This window comes from Micromonospora chersina (assembly GCF_900091475.1).
Lineage (GTDB): Bacteria > Actinomycetota > Actinomycetes > Mycobacteriales > Micromonosporaceae > Micromonospora > Micromonospora chersina.
This window is the reverse complement of sequence record NZ_FMIB01000002.1, coordinates 4231925-4249343: the sequence shown is the minus strand read 5'-3', so window position 1 is coordinate 4249343 and position 17419 is coordinate 4231925. Positions and strand designations below refer to the sequence as shown.

Genomic DNA, 17419 nt, shown 5'->3' with positions numbered 1-17419 from the left:
CCTCCCCTCATGTGTCACCCCTCGTGGGGGCGCGCACGCGCGCACGCGCAGCGCCTGAACGACCTCACCCGGCTGCGCCGCGTCCGGGACCGGATCGACCGGGAGTACGCCGAGCCGCTGAACGTCGAGGCGCTCGCCCACGACGTGAACATGTCGGCCGGGCACCTCAGCCGCCAGTTCCGGCTGGCCTACGGCGAGTCGCCGTACGCCTACCTGATGACCCGGCGGATCGAGCGCGCGGCGGCGCTGCTGCGTCGCGGCGACCTCAGCGTCACCGAGGTCTGCTTCGCGGTCGGCTGCTCGTCGCTCGGCACCTTCAGCAGCCGCTTCACGGAGCTGGTGGGTGTGCCACCCAGCGCCTACCGGCGCCGGGCGGCGGGCGTGGCGACGGGCATGCCGCCGTGCGTGACGAAGCAGGTGAGCAGGCCGGTCAGGAACCAGGAGACGCCGGTCGCCGCAGCCGTCCTCGTGTGCTGAGACCGGGAAGAGGCCGCTGGCGCTGACGGCTCAGCCCAGCCGGTCGAGGAACTCCCGGGAACGCCGTACCACCAGTGCCGTCGCGTCCGCGTCGTAGGACGGCAGGGTGCTGTCGGTGAACAGGTGCGCGTCGCCCGGGTAGACGAACAGCTCGCCCCGCTCGGGCCCGACGATCCCGACCAGCTCGCGGGCGGAGTCGATGTCGCCCTCCAAGGCGAAGAACGGGTCCTTGTCCATGCCGTGGATCTGCACCGGGACGCCCTCGGGCCACGGGCCGACGGCCCACTCGCCGGTGACCGGCAGGCAGGACTCGTAGAGCAGGGCGCCACGGGCGCCGGGCCGGGTCTGGGCGAGCCGCTGCGCGGTGGCGGCACCCCAGGAGACGCCGGCGTAGACGAGGTCCGTCGGCAGGTCGGCCACGGCCCGGTCGGCGCGCTCGTCGAGCACCTCCCCGCCGATGCGCCGGGTCAGCGCGGCACCCTCGTCGATGGTCGACGGCCGCTCGCCGTCGAACAGGTCGGGGGTGTGCACGGTGTGCCCGCCGGCGCGCAACTGGTCGGCCAGAGCCCGCACGCCGTCGGTGAGCCCCTGGATGTGGTGGAAGAGAACGACGTCGGCCATCTCTAGACTCCTGTCAACGAACCAGAGCGATCGAATGATCCAGAATTCTAGAACGGTCGAGAAATGTCGGTCAATCAGCAGATCCCGGACTACGACCTCGACGAAATGCTCGTGGTCACCGCGCCCGAACAGTTGCGGGCGCTGGCCGACCCGCTGCGCGCCACCCTCCTGGAGCTGCTCCTGGAGCGGGCCGCCACGGTGAACGAGATGGCCCGGGCGGTCGAGCGCCCCAAGAGCAGCGTGGCCTATCACGTGAACCTGCTGGTCGACGCCGGCCTGCTCCAGGTGGTGCGGACCCGGCGGGTCCGCGCGATCGAGGAGCGGTTCTACGGCCGGGTCGCCCGCACCTTCTACGTCGGCGTGCTCAACCGGCCCGAGGACAAGCAGGTCGTGGCGCGCATCAACGGCCTCGCCGAGGCGGCCGCCGAGGCCGCGCCGGCCCACGCCGCCGACGACCTGCGGTGCACGCTCGTCCACGCGCGCATCCCCATCGAGGAGGTGCGGACGTTCTGGGCGGAGGTGCAGGCGCTCGCCCGCCGCTTCGCCCAGATCCCCCGGTCCGGAGACCAGGTGTACGGCTTCGTCGCCGGCCTCTACCCCACCGACGCGCCCACCCTCCCGGACACCGACCGCGACCCGGCCGCCCGTGACCCGGCCGACCGGGATCCGGCCGACCGGGACGGCGGTCAGTAGCCGCCGGCCGCGTCGGCCAGCACCTCGCGCAGCGCGTGGGAGGTCTGCCGGACGATCCCCGGGTTGGTGTCCCAGTAGTAGGGCAGGGCGATCACCGCCTGGAGCAGCGCCCAGCCCCGGCCGCGCAGCCAGGAGGCGTCGTCCACCGCCAGTTCCGTGCGGAACCGGGCGCGACTGGGACCGGCGAAGACATTCCACGCCGGCTGGAGGTCGCAGGCCGGGTCCCCCACGTTCAGCCCGCCGAAGTCGATGACCGCCGAGAGCCGGCCGTCGACCACCAGCAGGTTGCCGGGCAGCAGGTCGCCGTGCACCCAGACCCCCGGCCCGTCCCAGGCCGGCGCGTCCAGTGACTCCTGCCAGGCCCGCAGCACCGCGCCGCCGTCGACCCGGTCGCCGAGCCGGCGTACCGCGTCCCGGACCCCGTCGTCCAACTCGGCGAGGTCGGCGCCCCGGGCGCGGGGCGGCCGGGGGTACGCGTCGGTGGTGTCGATCCGCCGCAGCGCGGCGACGAAGGCGGCCAGGTCGACCGCCGCCGTGTCCGGGTCGAACCGGGCGGTGCTGGCGTTCTCTCCCGGCAGCCACTCGCAGACCGACCAGTCGAAGGGGTAGCCCTCGGCGGGGCGGCCCATGGCCACCGGCACGGGCAGCGCGAGCGGCAGGTGCGGGGCCAGCCGGGGCAGCCACTCGGCCTCCCGGGCCGCCTGCCTCGTGGCCCAGCCGATCCGGGGCAGCCGTACCGCGAGGTCGTCGCCGAGCCGGTAGATGTCGTGGTCCGTCCCGTACGAGGGAACGAGGCGGAGCGGTCGGTCGGCCCAGTGCGGGAACTGCCCGGCGAGCAGCCGCCGGACCAGGTCGGCGTCGGTCAGCACCTCGTCGGCGTGCATCTTCGTCCGGATCACGGCGACCATCCTGGATCGGCCCCGGCACGGGCCGCAAACGAGTTCAGTCCGGCCGGCGGCGCCAGGTGAGCGTCATGCCGAGAGCACCAGGCCGCCCGGCAGCGCCGCCACCGGCGGGCCCCGCCACCGGGCCAGCCGGTGGCGGCGCCTGCCGGTGGCGGGCCCCGCCACCGGGCCAGCCGCAGGCGCAGGGCGAGCCGGCGGTCCGGTTCCCGGGTCACGGCCTGCTGCTGGCCGGGCGCGTCGGGATCGAGCCGGCAGGTGAGGCGGTAGTTGCCGGCGGCCGGGGCGGTGACGGTCGACGTGGGGCAGGGTAGTGCCGGGGCGGCGTCCCCGGCAGGCTAGCGTCGGGTGCGTGAGCACCGGATCCCCGCGCGTCCTGCCGGCCGAGAGCGGCATCGCCGAGGCCGCCGCCGTCCTGCGCTCCGGCGGGCTGGTCGCCTTCCCCACCGAGACGGTCTACGGGTTGGGCGCGAACGCGCTGGACGCCCGCGCCGCGGCCCGGATCTTCGAGGCGAAGGCCCGACCCAGCTTTGACCCGCTGATCAGCCACCTGGCCGACGCCGCCGACCTGCCCGGTCTGGTCGGCGCGGTGCCGCCGGCGGTGGCCGCGCTGGTGGAGCGCTTCTGGCCCGGCCCGCTCACGCTGATCGTGGACCGGCCGGCGGTGATCCCGCCGATCGTCACGTCCGGCCTGGACACCATGGCGGTCCGGGTGCCGGACGAGCCGTCCGCGCGGGCGTTGATCGCCGCCGCCGGGGTGCCGGTGGCCGCGCCGAGCGCCAACCGGTTCGGGCAGCTCAGCCCCACCCGCGCCGAGCACGTGGTGGCCGGGCTGGGCGGGGCCGTGGAAGTGGTGCTCGACGGCGGGCCGACCCGGTGCGGGATCGAGTCGACAATCGTGGACGCGCGCGGCGAGCGGCCCGTGGTGCTCCGGCTGGGCGCGCTGCCGGTGGAGGCGCTGGTCGACGCGGTCGGCCCGGTGGAGGTACGCCAGGGCAACTCGGGCCAGCCGGTGGCGCCCGGGACGCTGGCCGCGCACTACGCCCCGCGTACCCCTCTGCGGTTGGGCGCGGCGGCCGAGGGGGACGGCGGCCGGCGGGGATTCCTGGCCTTCCGGGAGCGGCCCGCTGGTGGTGACTGGGCGGCGGTGGAGGTGCTGTCGCCCGAGGGTGACCTGACGGCGGCGGCCGCGCGGCTCTTCGACGCCCTGCACCGGCTCGACGCGACAGGGGTGACCGAGATCGTGGCCGAGCCCGTTCCCGAGGTCGGCGTGGGCCGGGCGATAAACGACCGGCTGCGGCGGGCGGCCGCCACCTGGCGCTGACCCGTCAGAGGGCCAGTTCGCCGACCACCTGGTCGCCGCTGCGCTCACCGGTGAGCCGGAAGCCGAGGCGGCCGTAGAAGCGTTCCGGGCCGTGCGGGCCGGGCGCCCAGGTGACGAACATCCGGTCCGCACCCCGGCGACGCAACTCGTCGGCGAGCGCCGCCACGGCGAACCGCCCGTAGCCCCGGCCCTGCTGGTCCGCGGCGATGTTCAGCCGCCACAGGCCGGACCGGACGTCCGCCGGGTCCTGACCCCACTTGATGTCGAGGAAGCCCATGAGGAAGCCCACCGGGCGGTCGCCGTCGACGATGAGCCGGGGCCAGGCGACCGCCGGCTGGGCGTACGCCTCGGCGAGCGACCGGGCCACCGGGGCGACCAGCCCCTCCTGGTCGGGACGGACGGCGATCGCGCAGGCGGCCAGGACGTTGTCGGGGGTGATCTCTTCGAGACGTGGTGACGGCACGGCGGCACCCTGGCCGCCGGGCCGCACCGGACTCGACCGGTTTCAGGTCAGCTCGGCGGCGACCCGGTCGACGTCCGCGCTGAGCGCGTCGTAGCCGCCGGCGGTGAGCTTGCCGCCCCGGAGCAACTCGCTCAGCTTGTCGCGGAGCTTCTTGATCTGCTCCTGCGCCTGATCGGTGTCGCCCTCGGCGGTCTCCTTGGCGATCGCGTCCACCTTGGCGTGCAGGTCCTTGGCCGCGTCCGGGTTCAGCTGCCCGGCGTCCACCTGCTCCTGGATCGACAGCCGCAGGGCGACGATCGGGTCCCGGGGCGGGACGGCGCTCGGCGTTGCCGAGGCGAGCGACGGGCTGGGCTCGGGTGTGGCCACCGGGCTGCGGGTCGTGGGCGCCACCGTCCGCGGGCGGGGCGTGGTCGGCGCCACGGTGACCGGCACCACGGGCGCGCTCGGCGCGGCCGCGGTGGTGGTGGTGGCCGGGGCGGTCGGTGCGGCCAGCGGCTTCCCGCCGTCCCGGTCCAGCAGCGTGACACCGGCCAGGGCGAGCAGCGCGAGGCCGACCAGCCCGGCCAGCACCAGCAGCGGGTTGCGTCGGGACCGGGCCGACCGGTCGCCGGGAGCCGCGACCGGCGCGGCCGGTCCGGGTGCGGGCGGCGGCTCAGGCCCGGCCGGCGCGGCGTCCACCGCGACGACCGCGAGCGGCGTGCCGGCGCGGGGCAGCAGGGCCGCGAGGCGCTCCCGGACCACGCCGGCGTCGGTGGGCCGGTCGGCCGGGTCCTTCGCGAGCAGTTCGGACACCAGGGCGTCGAGTTCCACAGGTACGTCCGGCCGGCGGTCCCGCAGCGGCGGGGGTGGCTCGTTGACGTGCTGGTGCAGCACGCTGAGCGGGTCGCCGGCGAACGGCGGGGCGCCGGTGAGCATCGCGTAGAGAGTGCAACCCAGGCCGTACAGGTCGGTGCGGGGGTCCACGGGACCGCCGAGCGCCTGCTCCGGGGACATGTACGAGCTGGTCCCGAGCTTGGTCGCCGGGCCGGTGAGGGTGTTCTGCCCGGCCAGCCGGGGCAGCCGGGCGATGCCGAAGTCGCAGATCTTCACGGTGCCGGCCGGGGTGACGATGAGGTTGCCCGGCTTGATGTCCCGGTGCACCACCCCGGCGGCGTGCGCGGCGGCGATCCCGTCGCAGGTCTGCACGGCGATCGACAGCGCCTGGTCGACCGGCAGCGGGCCCGCGGCGACCAGGTCGCCGACCGTCCGACCCTCCACCAGCTCCATGACCAGGTAGGAGTGGTCGTCCTCGGTGCCGAAGTCGTAGACGCCGACGATGTGCGGGTGGGTCAGCCGGGCCGCCGTGCGGGCCTCGCGGTCGAAGCGTTCCGCGGCCATCGGTTCCCGCACGCCGGCCGCCGTGAGCACCTTGATCGCGACCGGCCGGTCCAGCCGCAGGTCCCGGCCCCGCCACACCTCACCCATGCCGCCGCTGCCCAGCAGCTCCTCGGACTGGTACCGGCCACTCAGCAGACGTCGCGACACGACGTCACCTTTTCCAGCCGGGCCCGATCCCACACCGGGCGCGGGAGACGGGAGCGGGTGCTGCTCGTCGTGGACCACCCACACAAGGTAGTCAATCCGTCGCTCGGCGGCCGTACCGCGGGCCGGCCGGCGCGCTGCCGGCCGGCCCGCCCGGTCACGTCTGCTGCTGCGTCACGTCCAGGTTGAGGTACCGCGGTTCGCCGCTGGCGAGTTGGCGGATGCGCTCGGCGTACTCGCCGGTCTGCGGGCGGCCGCTGTGCGCCATGGCCTGCTCGTAGCTGTCGAACTCGGCGACGATGACGAAATGGCCGGGCCGCTCCCGGTCCTCGGCGAAGGTCACCCGGGCGGGCCCGGGGGACGGGTGCTCGCGCGTCCACTCCTCGCTGAGCCGGCGCACCTCGTCGGGGCGGTCCGTCTGGTACTCGACGACCTGCACGAACGGCATCTCCATCACCTCCACCGGCCGTGTTCCCACCGGTCCGCCGTCCATGTCGGCGGCATGGCGCCGGCCGCCGGGGGTAGGAGGTACGGGTAACAACCCCCCGAAAGTGAGGTGTCATGCCAATGCCGACCGCACGCGAGATCATGACCAGCGACGTGAGCTGTGTCCGGGAGCAGGACGACCTCCGGACCGCCGCCCGGCGGATGGCCGAGCTCGGGGTGGGCTCGCTGCCCATCTGCGGCGACGACAACCGCCTCAAGGGCATGGTGACCGACCGCGACATCGTGGTGAAGGTGCTGGCCCAGGGCAAGGACCCGGCCAGCGTGACCGCCGGTGAGCTGGCCCAGGGTGAGGCCGTGACCATCGGCGCGGACGACGACGCGGCCGAGATCCTGCGGACCATGGGCCAGCACAAGGTACGCCGGCTGCCGGTGATCGACGGGCACGACCTCGTCGGCATCGTGGCCGTCGCCGACGTGGCCCGGTCGCTGCCGGAACGCCCGGTGGGCGACCTCATCGAGGCGATCTCCGAGCGCTCCTGACCGTAGCCGCCGACGACCGTTCGCCGTCCTCTCCGGCCCGCGCCGGGGAGGGCGGCGAGCCGCGTCAGGGGGTCAGCGGCACGGTCTCGCCCCGGTGGATGGTGCGGACCTGCCGGACGAAGCCGCGCCGCCGGGCCTCCTCGACGAAGTGCCGCAGCGGGGAGCGGAACACCGGGTAGTCGTCGTAGTGGATCGGCACGGTGAGCCGGGGCCGGATCAGCTCCACCACGTCGGCGCCCTGCCGGGCGTCCATGGTGAGCAGGATGCCGGCGACCTTCGTGCCGCCGAGGTGGATCAGCATGGCGTCGATGTCCGGGAACCGTTCGGGGATCTGGGCGAGCTGCGGCCGGCGCAGGGTGTCCCCGGTGACGTAGAGCCGGAACCGGCGCTCGCCGGCGCGTTCCAGGTCGAGCAGGGTGCCCATCACGTCGGGCAGCAGCCGGTCCAGCACGCCGGGCCCGTGCTGGCCGGGCAGGGCGGTCAGCCGCAGCGTCTCGTCCCCGCGGCGCAGCTCGTGCGAGCGCCAGGTGGGCAGCCCCTCCGCCGCCCGGAAACCCCAGCGCCGCAGCTTCCGTTCCGCCTGCGGCGTGGTGACGATCGGCAGGGCGCGGTCCAGGCCGCGCCGGGCCACCCGGTCGAAGTGGTCGCCGTGCAGGTGGGACAGGACCACGGCGTCCAGCGCGGGCAGCTCGGGAATCGTCAGCGCCGGGTCGGTGCTCCGCTTCGACCAGAGCCCCTTGCCGAGGTAGGCCCGCTGGCCCCGGTGCAGGAAGTTCGGGTCGGTGAGCAGCGTGAACCCGCCGAGCCGCAGGACCGTCGTGGCCGTACCGATGAAGGTGACCTCAGGCGTCATGCTCCTCGCCGTACCCCTGATCGGTTTCCCCATGCAGAGCGGCGCCGCGCTGCGGGAGGCGGTCGACCAGCCGGGTCAGCGCGCCGTTGGCGAAGGTGGCGCCCAGCGCGGAGCCGGCGGCGATGGTCCAGCCCACCGGGCCGAGCGGGGTGCAGCCGAAGAACTGGCTGACCCCGGGCGTCTGCACGACGGCGACCAGGACGCCGATCGACGCGGCCGTGGAGGCCAGCACGGTGGGGCTGGTGCCGCCGGCCAGCACGGTCTGCCCGAGCTGGGTGCCGACAAGCGAGGCGAGCGCGACGGTGCCCGCCCGCCGCTCCCGGCCGGTCCACCGGGCGAGCGTCCAGCCGGCGGTCGCCCCCAGCGTGGTGGCGCCGGCCCGCAGCGCGATCTCCCGGGTCAGCGTCTCGCCGAGCGAGGTGTCCGGTCCCTCCCGCAGCAGGTGGTCGGCCCCGTCGGCGGCGGGCGGGCGGACCGCGATGGCCAGCGCCGGCACCAGGTCGGTGAGCAGGTTGACCAGGAGCAGTTGCCGGCCGGTGAGCGCCGACCGGCCGGTGCTGGCGGCGGTCAGCACGCTGAACGCGATCTCGCCGAGGTTGCCGCCCACCAGGATGCTCAGCGCGTGGCGGACCGACGACCACATGGCCCGACCCTCCACCAGGGTCGCGATGATGGTCTCCAGCCGGTCGTCGGTGACCACCAGGTCGGCGGCGGCGCGGGCCGCCGGGGTGCCCCGCTGGCCGAGCGCGATGCCCACGTCGGCGAGCCGGATGGCCGGCGCGTCGTTGGCGCCGTCGCCGGTCATCGCCACGGTCCGCCCCCGGCGTTGCAGCGCCTGGATGATCCGCACCTTGTGCGCCGGGGTGCAGCGGGCCACCACGTCGGTGGCCATGAGCCGTTCCGCGAGGGCCTCGTCGTCGAGCCGGTTCAGCTCGGTGGCGGTGACCACCCGCTGCTCGCCGTGGTCGGGGCTGATGGTGGCGGCGATCGCCTCGGCGGTGGCCGGGTGGTCCCCGGTGATCATGATGGTGTGCACGCCGGCCTGCCGGATCCGCCGCACCGCGGGCGCGGCGCTCTCCCGCACCCCGTCGGCGAGGGCCAGGAAGCCGACGAAGACCATCCCGTCGACCTGCTCGTCGGTCACCGACTCGGCGCCCACCGGGCACTCGGCCACGGCCAGGATGCGGTGCCCGGCCCCGGCGCGTTCGGCGAGCATCGCGTGCAGCGCGTCCCGGCCGGCCCGATCCAGCGGCATGTCGCCCTGGGCGGTCCGCCGCGCCGCGCAGCGCGGCAGCACCGACTCGGGCGCGCCCTTCACGCTGAGCAGCAGCCCGCCGGCGGTCCGGCCGACCGTGGCGTGGTAGCCCCGGGACGGCTCGAACGGCAGCCCGCCCACCGCCGTCCAGTCCGGTGCGCCGGTCCACTCCAGCACGCCGGCCGTGCCCGCGCCGCGGCGCACCGCACGGTCGGTCTGCTGGGGCAGCTCGTCCGGGTCGGTCGCCGCGGGAGTGGCCCGCAGCGCCGCGGCCAGGGTCAGCCGCAGCGGCTCGTCCAGCCGGTCCGGTGGGGCGTACCGGTCGTCGCCGCCGCCCACCCCGGCCAGCAGCAGCTTCCCCTCGGTGAGGGTGCCGGTCTTGTCGAAGCAGAGCACGTCGACCCGGCCCAGCGCCTCGATGGTCCGCGGGTTGCGGACCAGCGCGCCGTGCTCGGCGAGCCGCCGCGCCGCCGCCAGCTGCGCGGCGCTGACCAGGAACGGCAGCCCCTCCGGCACCGACGCCACGGCCAGGTTCGCGGCGGTCGCCGCCGTCTCCGCCAGGGGTACGCCCCGGAGCAGTCCCGCCCCGGCCACCGCGATCGCCGAGCCGGCGGCCAGCGGCACGGCGGCGCTGGTCAGCTTCCCGAGCCGGGTCTCCACCCCGCTGGCCGGGGGCGCCTCCCGGGCCAGGGCGAGGCTCCGCCCCGCCTCGGTCTCCTGGCCGGTGGCCACCACCACGGCGGTGCCGTGGCCGGCCGCGACAGTGGTGCCCTCGTAGAGCATCGAGTGCCGCTCGGCCACCGCGGCGGCCACCACCGGCTCGGCGGTCTTGCCCACCGGCAGCGACTCGCCGGTCAGCGACGACTCGTCGGTCTCCAGCCCGTCGCTGGTCAGCACCCGGCAGTCGGCCGGGATGGCGTCGCCCGGCCCCACCGCGACCACGTCGCCGGCCACCAGTTCCTCCGCGGCCACCACCTGCTCCGCGCCGTCGCGCAGCACCCGGGCGGTCACCGCCGAGCGGGACAGCAACTCGGCCAGCGACCGCTCGGTGTTGTGCTGGTGCACCGCACCGATCAGCGCCGAGCCGCCCACCACCCCGCCGACCAGCGCGGCGTCGACAAGCGAGCCGAACGTGGCGGAGAGCACCGCCCCGGCGGCGAGCACCGGGGTGAGCGGGTTCGACAGCTCGTCGACGAACGCGCGGAGCAGCCCGGGCGGGCCCTGGCCGTCGCCGGTGACGGCACGCCGGCGGCGGGCCGCCTCCTCGCCGGTCAACCCCTCCGCGTGGGTGCCGAGCTGGTCGAGGACGGTGTCCACCGGCATCAGGTGCCAGGCGGTGAGTGCGGGCGCCGGCGTACGGGTCCGGTCGGGCAGCCGCCGGGCCCGCCAGACGCCGTGTGCGAAGGCGAGGGCGGCGGCGCCGTTCACCGCGCCGAGGGCCCGGCCGGGCAGCCGCTCCCGCTCGGCCGTGAACGCGCCGAGCGCTCCCAGCCCCGTGCCGGCCATGGAGATCCGGATGTTCTGCCGGGTCATCCGCCGGGCCACCCCGGTCGCGTCGATGAGCAGCGCGGGAATCCGCAGGTCGTCACCCACCAGCAGGTGTGCGCCCCAGGGTGGCAGGTCCTCCGGGCCGGAGACCCCCAGCCCGCAGTCCGCGGCGCCGAGCGCGGCCCGGTCACCGGAGACCACCATCACCACCGCGCCCTCGCGTTGCAGCTCACGGACCGATTCGGCGAGGCGGGAACCGCCGGGCACGAGGGCGTCGGCGAAGTCGTACCGGCCGTCGTCGTCACCGGCGACCACGAGCCGCAGGCCGGCGTGGCGGGCCGCGGTGGCCAGGGCGTCCACCCCCGGGACGGGCTCCGGCTCGACCCGCAGCACGGCGGCGAGCCGGCCGCCCTCGGCCAGCCCGAGCAGCCGCCCGCCGTCGGAGCGCAGCCGCGCGCTGTCCGGGGTGTCCCCCGGGTCCGTCACGTCCATCCGGTCCAGCGGACCGAGCCGCCAGCCGTCCGCGTTCCGGACCGCGTCCGGGGCGGCCGGGTCGAACAGGGCGAACGACCGGGCGGCCACCTGACCGGTGTCCGCACCGGCCAGCGGCGCCAGGTCGGCCAGCACGCCCCGGTCGGAGCCGAGCACCGCGGCGTCCAGCAGCACCGTGTCGATCCGGTCCAGCTCGCGCAGCACGCTGCGGTCCATGGCGATCACGCCCCGCCGGCCGAGCATCCGGCCGAGCTGGGCGGCGTACCCCTCGCGGCCGCTGCCCGGCGCCTTCGGCAGTGACGACAGGGCCAGCGCGGCGGCCCGTTTCCCGCCGGCCACCGGCACCGCGGCCGCCCCGGCCGCCGCGCCCGCGGCCAGCATCCGGCTCACATAGCGTTCGGCCGGACCGTCCGGGACCGGGCAGGGCCGCTCGCCGTCCGGCACCCGGGCGACCGCCCGGTCCGGGTCGCCCGTCAACCTCGGCTCGGCCTTCGTCCAGGCGGCGAGCTGGGCCTGCGCCTCGCCCCACCGCACCACCCGCTGCGCGCCGTCGAGCACGATGCCCGCCCAGCCGCCGGTGAGCCCCTGGACCACCGCCTCGGCGAGCGGGAAGATCAGTTCGGCGCGGGGGTCGGCCCGCAGGCCCCGGTCGGCGAGCGCGTGCAGCTTCGGGTGCAGGTCGACCGCGGCGAGGAAGCCGGCCACCTCGCCGGGCACCGGGGTGAACGGCAGGATCCGGGTGGCGGCCGAGATGGTCAGGCCGAGCGCGTCGGACGCCAGCGCCCCCAGGGCACGGGGCGTGCGCGGCCCCTCCTCGGGCGGGTGCGGCGGCGGGATCTCCGGGTCCGGCTCGTGCGGGCACACCCGCTCGGTCCGCGCCACGGTGGCGATCAGGTCGCGCAGCTTCGGCTTCGGCTCCTCGACCGCCACGATCACCCGGCCCGACGGCGCGTTGACCCGGGCCCACGCCACGCCGGGCAGCGCCTCCAGCGCCGCCTCGACCTGCCGGGCCAGCCGGTCCCCGCCGTCCTGGCAGACGCCGTGCACCTCGATGTGGTGCCGGCCGTCGCGGGACCAGACCCGGCGCCGGGTCAGCCCGGCCAGCCGGGCCAGCCGGGTCGCCGCCGCGCCCACGCTTCCCGCCGCCTCGGCCACGCTTCCCGGCACGGCGTTCCGGGCCGTGCCCGGCAGGGCGGATCCGACGGTACGGGCGGTGTCCGGCAGGGCGGTGGCGACCCCGCGGGCGACCCGGGCCACGGCGTCCGGCACGGCGGCCGGCGACAGGAGGAGGCCGGCGACACGGCCCAGCGAGGTCATCGAGGCGTACGGCCGGGCTGCCGGCCCCGCTCCCCGGTGCTCCCGCCGTCGTCGTAGCCGTACGCCATCTCGCCTCCCGCGGCCTCGTCCCGGCGGCCCGACTTCCCGGCGCGGCGTCCGTTATGCCCCTCGAGCGGGGGAAGTTTCCGCACTGCCCGGGGCATGGACGGGCAGGCCGGTGGAATGCCGCACGGACAGCGATGTCGTCGTCGGAACCGGGAGGCCCCATGAGCACGCTGACACGGAACCTCAGCGGGTCGCGGGAGATGATGAAGACGTACTGCCGGCGGGTGGAGATCCCGGTCCTGGGCGAGGTGGCGGTGCCCCCGCCGGACAAGCTGGCCTACTACGCGGGGCTGGGCGTGCTGGCCGCGTTCCAGGTCATCGAGTGGCCGCTGGCCCTGGTCGTCACCGCCGGGCACCTCCTGGCCGACCAGCACTACTCGGGCCTGGTGAAGGGCGTGGGCGAGGCGCTGGAGTCGGCCTGACGAGACGGGGCTCACCGTTGACCTCAACCCCGGTTGAGGCCCGAGGCTTGAGCCCATGTCGACCGCCACCGCCGCACCGCCGGCCCCGCCCGCACACCTCTGGTCGCCGCGCCTGCGGGCCATGACCGTGGGCAGCGTCGCCCTCGTGTCGCTGCTCGCCTTCGAGGCACTGGCGGTGGGCACGGCGATGCCCACGGTCGCCCGCACCCTGGACGGGCTCGGCCTCTACGCCCTGGCCTTCGGCGGCCCGTTCGCCTCCGGGGTCGTGGCCATGGTCGCCTCCGGCATCTGGTGCGACGCGCGGGGTCCCCGCCCGGCCATGTGGCACGGCGTGGCGTGGTTCGTGGCGGGCCTCCTGGTGGCGGGCGCCGCGCCCACCATGGAGGTACTTGTCGTCGGGCGGGTCGTGCAGGGTTTCGGCTCCGGCCTGCTCTCCGTGGCGCTCTACGTGATCGTGGCGCAGGCGTACCCGGAGGAGTTGCGGCGGCGGGTGTTCGCCGCGTTCGCCGCCGCGTGGGTGGTCCCGTCGCTCGTGGGTCCGGCCGTGGCCGGGCTGATCGTCGAGCACCTGGGCTGGCGCTGGGTGTTCCTCGCGGTGCCGGCGGTCGCGGTGCCGGCGGTGCTGCTGATCCAGCCGGGCCTGCGGGCGCTGGGCGCGGCGGTGCCGACCCGGCCGCCGGCCGGCGCGCTGGCCCGGATCGGCTGGGCCTGCGGGGCGGGGGCGAGCGCCGCACTGCTGCACTACGGGGGGCAGCAGCGCGGCGTGCTCGCCGCCGGGCTGATCGCCGCGGCGCTGGTCGGGCTGCTGGCCTGCGTGCCGCGGCTGCTGCCGGCCGGGTTCCTGCGGGCCGCGCGCGGCCTGCCGACCGTGATCGGGCTGCGTGGCCTGGCGTCGGCGGCGTTCGCCGGGGCCGAGGTGGTGATCCCGTTGATGCTGTCGCGGGAGCGGGGCTTCTCGCCGACGGCGGCCGGGCTGGTGCTGACGGTCGGCGCGCTCTCCTGGTCGGTGGGCTCCTGGATCCAGGGCCGGATCGCCGCGCCGCGCTCGGCCGCCACGCTGCCCCGGGTCGGGCTGACCTGCATCGCCGTCGGCACGGCCGGCGTGGCGCTGGCCCTCCTGCCGGCCCTTCCGGTGGCGCTCGCGGTGCTGGCCTGGGCGGTCGCCGGACTCGGCATGGGGCTGCTCTACCCGTCGCTGTCGGTGCTCACCCTGGACCTGTCCGCCCCCGCCGAGCAGGGCCGGAACAGTTCGGCGCTGCAACTGGGCGACTCGCTCTCGGCCGCCACCGTGCTGGCGCTGACCGGGGCCGTGCTGGCCGCCGGTTCGGCGCCCGGCCGGGCGAGCTACGCGACCACCCTGGCCGTGGCGGCCGGCTGCGGGCTGCTCGGCGTGCTGCTCGCCGGCCGGGTGGTGCTGACCGGTGATCGGGCGAAAGCGGCCCGGGCCGGCTGACGCGCCGGGAGGATGGGCGGGCGATGAACTTCCTGACCATCCTGCCGCTGGCCGTGGTGATGGTGGCCGGTACGCAGGTGGTCGCCGCGGTGCTCCTCGCCTCGGCCGAGCAGCCTCGGGCCGCGTCGCTCGGGTACCTGGCCGGTGCGGGAGCGGTGGTCGTCACAGGGGTGACGCTGAGTTGGCTGCTGACCAGGGCGCTCCGTGGTCCGGAGGCGAGAGCGGAGACCGACGTCGTCCGGTTCGAACGGACCGCGAGCCGGATCGACTGGGCGGTGCTGGCGCTGCTGGCCGTCCTGGCGGTGATCGTCTACCTGCGCCGGCACCGGACCGGCCCGCCCCGCTGGATGGGCCGGCTGCGGCGGGCGGATCCCGGATACGCCCTGCGGCTCGGGGTGGTGCTCGTCGCCACCGCTCCGACCGACGACCTCACGATGGCTGCCGTCGGCGCCAGCGTGGCCCGGCACGACCTGGCGTGGTGGCACCTGCTGCCGTTCGTCCTGCTGACCCTCGGGCTGCTCGCCGTGCCCCTGCTCATCCTGCTGCTGGCCCGCGGGCGGGCCGCGACGGCGCTGCCCCGCCTTCGGGCCTGGACCGACAGGCACGGCTGGGTGGTCAGCGAGGTGGTCATCGCGTTCTTCGCGCTGGTGACCGTCCTCGACCTCGTGGAGTCGAGCCGCCGGGGGTGAACCGGCGCACAGCCGGTCACGTCGGGCCGGGGGTCCCCGTCGACGGGGGTGTGAGTGCGTGGAGAAGGAGGACGCTGTGCGGGTGCTGGTGACCGGGGCGACCGGACGGCTCGGACGGGTGGCGCTGCCGCGGCTGCGCGACGAGGGGCACACCGTGCGAGCGGTGAGCCGCCGGGCCCGGAGCGACGCGGGTGTGGAGTGGGTGGCGGCCGACCTGGCCACCGGTGAGGGGCTGGCCGCGGCGGTCGACGGGGTCGAGGCGGTGCTGCACCTGGCCTCCTCGCCCGACCGGCGCACCCACCAGATCGACGTGCTGGGCACCCGCCGGCTGGTGCTGGCCGCCGGGCACGCCGGGGTGGGCCACCTCGTGTACGTCTCGATCGTCGGCGTCGACCGCGTGCCGCTCGGCTACTACCGGCACAAGCTGGCGGCCGAGCAGGTGGTGGCGGCCGGGCCGGTGCCGTGGAGCGTGCTGCGGGCGACGCAGTTCCCGGAGTTCCTGGACGAGCTGCTGCGGTCCGCGAGCCGGCTCGGCCCGGTGGTCGGGGACCGGGCGGTGCTCGCCCAGCCGGTCGACCCCGGCGAGGTGGCGGGCCGGCTCACCGCGATGCTGGCCGCCGGCCCGACCGGCCGGATCGAGGAGTTCGGCGGCCCGGAGGTGCTGCGCTACGACGAGGCGGTCCGCGCCTGGCGCGCGGCCAGAGGATCGCGACGCCCACTCCTGCCGGTCCGGATCCCAGGGCGGCTCGGCCGCGAGTTGCGTGCCGGCGGGCTCACCACCACCGCCACGCCGACCGGCACCCGCACCTGGGCCGACCACCTGGCCGACACGTACGGGGGAACCGGCCGGAGATGAAACCTTCTGCGGTTCCGGGCCGCCCTACCGTGGCCGCATGCTGGTCTTCGTCACCACCGTGATCCTGTACGTCTTCGGCTTCGTCTTCCTCTACGGCGTGATCCGGCTCGGGGTCCGGCACGGCATCGAGGACGTGGAGACCCACCGCGTCAACCAGGTGCGGGCCGAGGAGCTGGCGGCCCACCAGGACCGCACCTTCGCCCGCGAGAACGCCTTCCTCACCGGCAGCTGACGTCCGGCATCCGGGCCGGCCGGGACGTCGGCGAGCGGCGCCGCCCGGCGGGTGCGAGGATCGCACCCGTGATGGGGACGCTGAAGACCGAGCCCGCCCGTACCCGGCTGGACCTGCTGGCGGCGCCGGTCGCCGCGGCGATCGAGCGGTGGCCGGCCGAGGCGCCGGTGGACGTGGACGACGTGCTGGTCGCCCCGATCGACGCCGAGCTGGCCGACACGGCGGCGTTCTGCGCGGCGTACGAGGTGGGGCTGGAGGAGTCGGCCAACTGCGTGGTGGTCGCCGGCAAGCGGGGCGGCGAGATCCGGTACGCGGCCTGCATGGTGCTCGCCACCACCCGCGCCGACGTGAACGGCGTGGTCCGCCGGATGCTCGACGTGCGCAAGGCGAGCTTCGCGCCGATGGCCGACGCGGTCGAGCTGACCGGGATGGAGTACGGCGGGATCACCCCGATCGGGCTCCCCGAGGACTGGCCGATCCTTGTCGACTCGCGGGTGATCGCCGTGCCGCACGTGATCATCGGGTCCGGCGTACGGCACAGCAAGATCGCGTTGCCCGGGCCGGCGCTGGGCGCCCTGCCCGGGGCAACTGTGGTGGAGGACCTGGCCCGACCGGCCTAGGCCATCACTCGCATCGATCTTGTTCCACGTGAAACATCACGCGGCGGCTTCGCGCTGCGCCACCTCGTGCAGGGCGGCCAGCAGGGTCTCCGGCTCCTGGGCGCCGGTCACGGCGTACTTGCCGGCCAGCACGAAGGTCGGCACGCTGGAGACGCCGAGCTGGTGTGCGGCGCTCAGGTCCGCGGCCACCTCCCGCCGGCCGAGGTTCGACTCCAGGTAGTCCCGGGCCTCGGCCTCGTCCAGGCCCACCTCGCCGGCGAGCTTCGCCAGCGCGTCGGTCGACCCGACGTCGATCCCGTCCTGGAAGTGCGCCCGGTAGAGCCGCTCGACCAGCTCGGCGGCCCGGCCCCGCTCGGTGGCGAACCGGACCAGCCGGTGCGCCTCGAAGGTGTTCGCGGCCACCGCGCGGTCGAACCGCATGTCGATCCCCGCGCCCTTGGCGACCTGGGTGACGTGGGCGGCCATGCCCTCGGCCTTGTCGCGGCCGCCGAACTTCGCGCCCAGCGCCTCGATGAGCGGCTTCGGCTCGGTCACCGGCGTCGGGTCGAGTTGGAACGGCCGGAACCGGACGGTCGCCTCGCCGTCGTAGCCCGCGAGGGCCTGCTCCAGCCGGCGCTTGCCGATCCAGCACCAGGGGCAGACCACGTCGGCGTAGATCTCGATCTCCATGACCAGCGACAACCCGTCG

The 17419-nt window shown here is 75.8% G+C and carries 18 protein-coding genes; 10 read left to right on the top strand and 8 right to left on the bottom strand.

Annotated features, from left to right (window positions below):
• The first annotated feature begins 9 nt into the window (after positions 1-9).
• Complete coding sequence (locus GA0070603_RS19760; RefSeq protein ID WP_091316231.1) at positions 10-477, top strand: helix-turn-helix transcriptional regulator; 468 nt, start codon at positions 10-12, stop codon at positions 475-477.
• 30 nt (positions 478-507) lie between these two features.
• On the opposite strand, the gene GA0070603_RS19755 is transcribed toward GA0070603_RS19760, so the two are convergent.
• The gene (locus GA0070603_RS19755; protein ID WP_091316230.1) at positions 508-1098 is read right to left on the bottom strand and encodes a dienelactone hydrolase family protein; all 591 of its coding nucleotides are present in this window, start codon (positions 1096-1098) and stop codon (positions 508-510) included.
• A 63-nt stretch (positions 1099-1161) separates the two neighbouring features.
• On the opposite strand from GA0070603_RS19755, the gene GA0070603_RS19750 reads away from it, so the two are divergent.
• Complete coding sequence (locus GA0070603_RS19750; RefSeq protein ID WP_091316229.1) at positions 1162-1791, top strand: winged helix-turn-helix domain-containing protein; 630 nt, start codon at positions 1162-1164, stop codon at positions 1789-1791.
• Here the strand turns inward: GA0070603_RS19750 and GA0070603_RS19745 are convergent.
• The gene (locus tag GA0070603_RS19745; protein WP_091322127.1) at positions 1785-2690 is read right to left on the bottom strand and encodes an aminoglycoside phosphotransferase family protein; all 906 of its coding nucleotides are present in this window, start codon (positions 2688-2690) and stop codon (positions 1785-1787) included. The genes GA0070603_RS19750 and GA0070603_RS19745 overlap by 7 nt on opposite strands.
• 379 nt (positions 2691-3069) lie before the next feature.
• Here GA0070603_RS19745 and GA0070603_RS19740 point away from each other — a divergent pair, with 379 nt between their 5' ends.
• Positions 3070-4017, top strand: a complete 948-nt coding sequence (locus GA0070603_RS19740) for an L-threonylcarbamoyladenylate synthase (RefSeq protein ID WP_091322123.1) — start codon at positions 3070-3072, stop codon at positions 4015-4017.
• 4 nt (positions 4018-4021) lie between these two features.
• On the opposite strand, the gene GA0070603_RS19735 is transcribed toward GA0070603_RS19740, so the two are convergent.
• From GA0070603_RS19735 to GA0070603_RS19725, 3 genes are all read right to left on the bottom strand, one after another.
• Positions 4022-4480, bottom strand: coding sequence for a GNAT family N-acetyltransferase (locus GA0070603_RS19735; protein ID WP_091322125.1), 459 nt, complete (start codon positions 4478-4480; stop codon positions 4022-4024).
• A 42-nt stretch (positions 4481-4522) separates the two neighbouring features.
• On the bottom strand, positions 4523-6004 hold the full coding sequence (locus GA0070603_RS32385) for a serine/threonine-protein kinase (protein ID WP_091316228.1): 1482 nt from the start codon (positions 6002-6004) through the stop codon (positions 4523-4525).
• 154 nt (positions 6005-6158) lie between these two features.
• Positions 6159-6449, bottom strand: a complete 291-nt coding sequence (locus GA0070603_RS19725) for an NIPSNAP family protein (RefSeq protein ID WP_139131901.1) — start codon at positions 6447-6449, stop codon at positions 6159-6161.
• A gap of 119 nt (positions 6450-6568) precedes the next feature.
• On the opposite strand from GA0070603_RS19725, the gene GA0070603_RS19720 reads away from it, so the two are divergent.
• The gene (locus tag GA0070603_RS19720) at positions 6569-6988 is read left to right on the top strand and encodes a CBS domain-containing protein (protein ID WP_091316226.1); all 420 of its coding nucleotides are present in this window, start codon (positions 6569-6571) and stop codon (positions 6986-6988) included.
• Between the two features lie 64 nt (positions 6989-7052).
• Here GA0070603_RS19720 and GA0070603_RS19715 read toward each other — a convergent pair whose 3' ends face one another.
• Together GA0070603_RS19715 and GA0070603_RS19710 are read right to left on the bottom strand one after the other, a co-directional pair.
• Complete coding sequence (locus GA0070603_RS19715; RefSeq protein WP_091316225.1) at positions 7053-7841, bottom strand: MBL fold metallo-hydrolase; 789 nt, start codon at positions 7839-7841, stop codon at positions 7053-7055.
• The gene (locus GA0070603_RS19710; protein ID WP_091316224.1) at positions 7831-12393 is read right to left on the bottom strand and encodes a cation-translocating P-type ATPase; all 4563 of its coding nucleotides are present in this window, start codon (positions 12391-12393) and stop codon (positions 7831-7833) included. The genes GA0070603_RS19715 and GA0070603_RS19710 overlap by 11 nt, the downstream gene beginning before the upstream one ends.
• 227 nt (positions 12394-12620) lie before the next feature.
• On the opposite strand from GA0070603_RS19710, the gene GA0070603_RS19705 reads away from it, so the two are divergent.
• The 6 genes from GA0070603_RS19705 to GA0070603_RS19680 all read left to right on the top strand — a co-directional run bounded on the left by GA0070603_RS19705 (position 12621) and on the right by GA0070603_RS19680 (position 16731).
• The gene (locus tag GA0070603_RS19705; protein ID WP_208862917.1) at positions 12621-12881 is read left to right on the top strand and encodes a hypothetical protein; all 261 of its coding nucleotides are present in this window, start codon (positions 12621-12623) and stop codon (positions 12879-12881) included.
• 55 nt (positions 12882-12936) lie between these two features.
• Positions 12937-14334 (top strand): MFS transporter, encoded by a 1398-nt coding sequence (locus GA0070603_RS19700; protein WP_091316222.1) that lies wholly within the window; start codon positions 12937-12939, stop codon positions 14332-14334.
• Between the two features lie 23 nt (positions 14335-14357).
• Positions 14358-15023 carry a GAP family protein gene (locus tag GA0070603_RS19695; RefSeq protein ID WP_091316221.1) on the top strand — a complete coding sequence of 222 codons (666 nt, stop codon included), beginning with the start codon at positions 14358-14360 and terminating at the stop codon, positions 15021-15023.
• Between the two features lie 58 nt (positions 15024-15081).
• Positions 15082-15879, top strand: a complete 798-nt coding sequence (locus tag GA0070603_RS19690; RefSeq protein ID WP_244282561.1) for an SDR family oxidoreductase — start codon at positions 15082-15084, stop codon at positions 15877-15879.
• Between the two features lie 37 nt (positions 15880-15916).
• On the top strand, positions 15917-16111 hold the full coding sequence (locus tag GA0070603_RS19685) for a hypothetical protein (protein WP_091316219.1): 195 nt from the start codon (positions 15917-15919) through the stop codon (positions 16109-16111).
• A gap of 71 nt (positions 16112-16182) precedes the next feature.
• The gene (locus GA0070603_RS19680) at positions 16183-16731 is read left to right on the top strand and encodes a YbaK/EbsC family protein (protein ID WP_091316218.1); all 549 of its coding nucleotides are present in this window, start codon (positions 16183-16185) and stop codon (positions 16729-16731) included.
• 36 nt (positions 16732-16767) lie between these two features.
• Here the strand turns inward: GA0070603_RS19680 and GA0070603_RS19675 are convergent, their stop codons facing one another.
• Positions 16768-17400, bottom strand: a complete 633-nt coding sequence (locus tag GA0070603_RS19675; RefSeq protein ID WP_091322121.1) for a DsbA family oxidoreductase — start codon at positions 17398-17400, stop codon at positions 16768-16770.
• Between the last annotated feature and the right edge of the window lie 19 nt (positions 17401-17419).

Coding starts and splice junctions, on each gene's coding strand:
- GA0070603_RS19675 (WP_091322121.1), bottom strand. CDS start 17,400: ATGGAGATCGAGATCTACGCCGACGTGGTCTGCCCCTGGTGCTGGATC.
- GA0070603_RS19680 (WP_091316218.1), top strand. CDS start 16,183: ATGGGGACGCTGAAGACCGAGCCCGCCCGTACCCGGCTGGACCTGCTG.
- GA0070603_RS19705 (WP_208862917.1), top strand. CDS start 12,621: ATGAGCACGCTGACACGGAACCTCAGCGGGTCGCGGGAGATGATGAAG.
- GA0070603_RS19750 (WP_091316229.1), top strand. CDS start 1,162: ATGTCGGTCAATCAGCAGATCCCGGACTACGACCTCGACGAAATGCTC.
- GA0070603_RS19710 (WP_091316224.1), bottom strand. CDS start 12,393: ATGACCTCGCTGGGCCGTGTCGCCGGCCTCCTCCTGTCGCCGGCCGCC.
- GA0070603_RS19700 (WP_091316222.1), top strand. CDS start 12,937: ATGTCGACCGCCACCGCCGCACCGCCGGCCCCGCCCGCACACCTCTGG.
- GA0070603_RS19760 (WP_091316231.1), top strand. CDS start 10: ATGTGTCACCCCTCGTGGGGGCGCGCACGCGCGCACGCGCAGCGCCTG.
- GA0070603_RS19715 (WP_091316225.1), bottom strand. CDS start 7,841: ATGACGCCTGAGGTCACCTTCATCGGTACGGCCACGACGGTCCTGCGG.
- GA0070603_RS19755 (WP_091316230.1), bottom strand. CDS start 1,098: ATGGCCGACGTCGTTCTCTTCCACCACATCCAGGGGCTCACCGACGGC.
- GA0070603_RS19685 (WP_091316219.1), top strand. CDS start 15,917: ATGCTGGTCTTCGTCACCACCGTGATCCTGTACGTCTTCGGCTTCGTC.
- GA0070603_RS19725 (WP_139131901.1), bottom strand. CDS start 6,449: ATGCCGTTCGTGCAGGTCGTCGAGTACCAGACGGACCGCCCCGACGAG.
- GA0070603_RS19695 (WP_091316221.1), top strand. CDS start 14,358: ATGAACTTCCTGACCATCCTGCCGCTGGCCGTGGTGATGGTGGCCGGT.
- GA0070603_RS19720 (WP_091316226.1), top strand. CDS start 6,569: ATGCCGACCGCACGCGAGATCATGACCAGCGACGTGAGCTGTGTCCGG.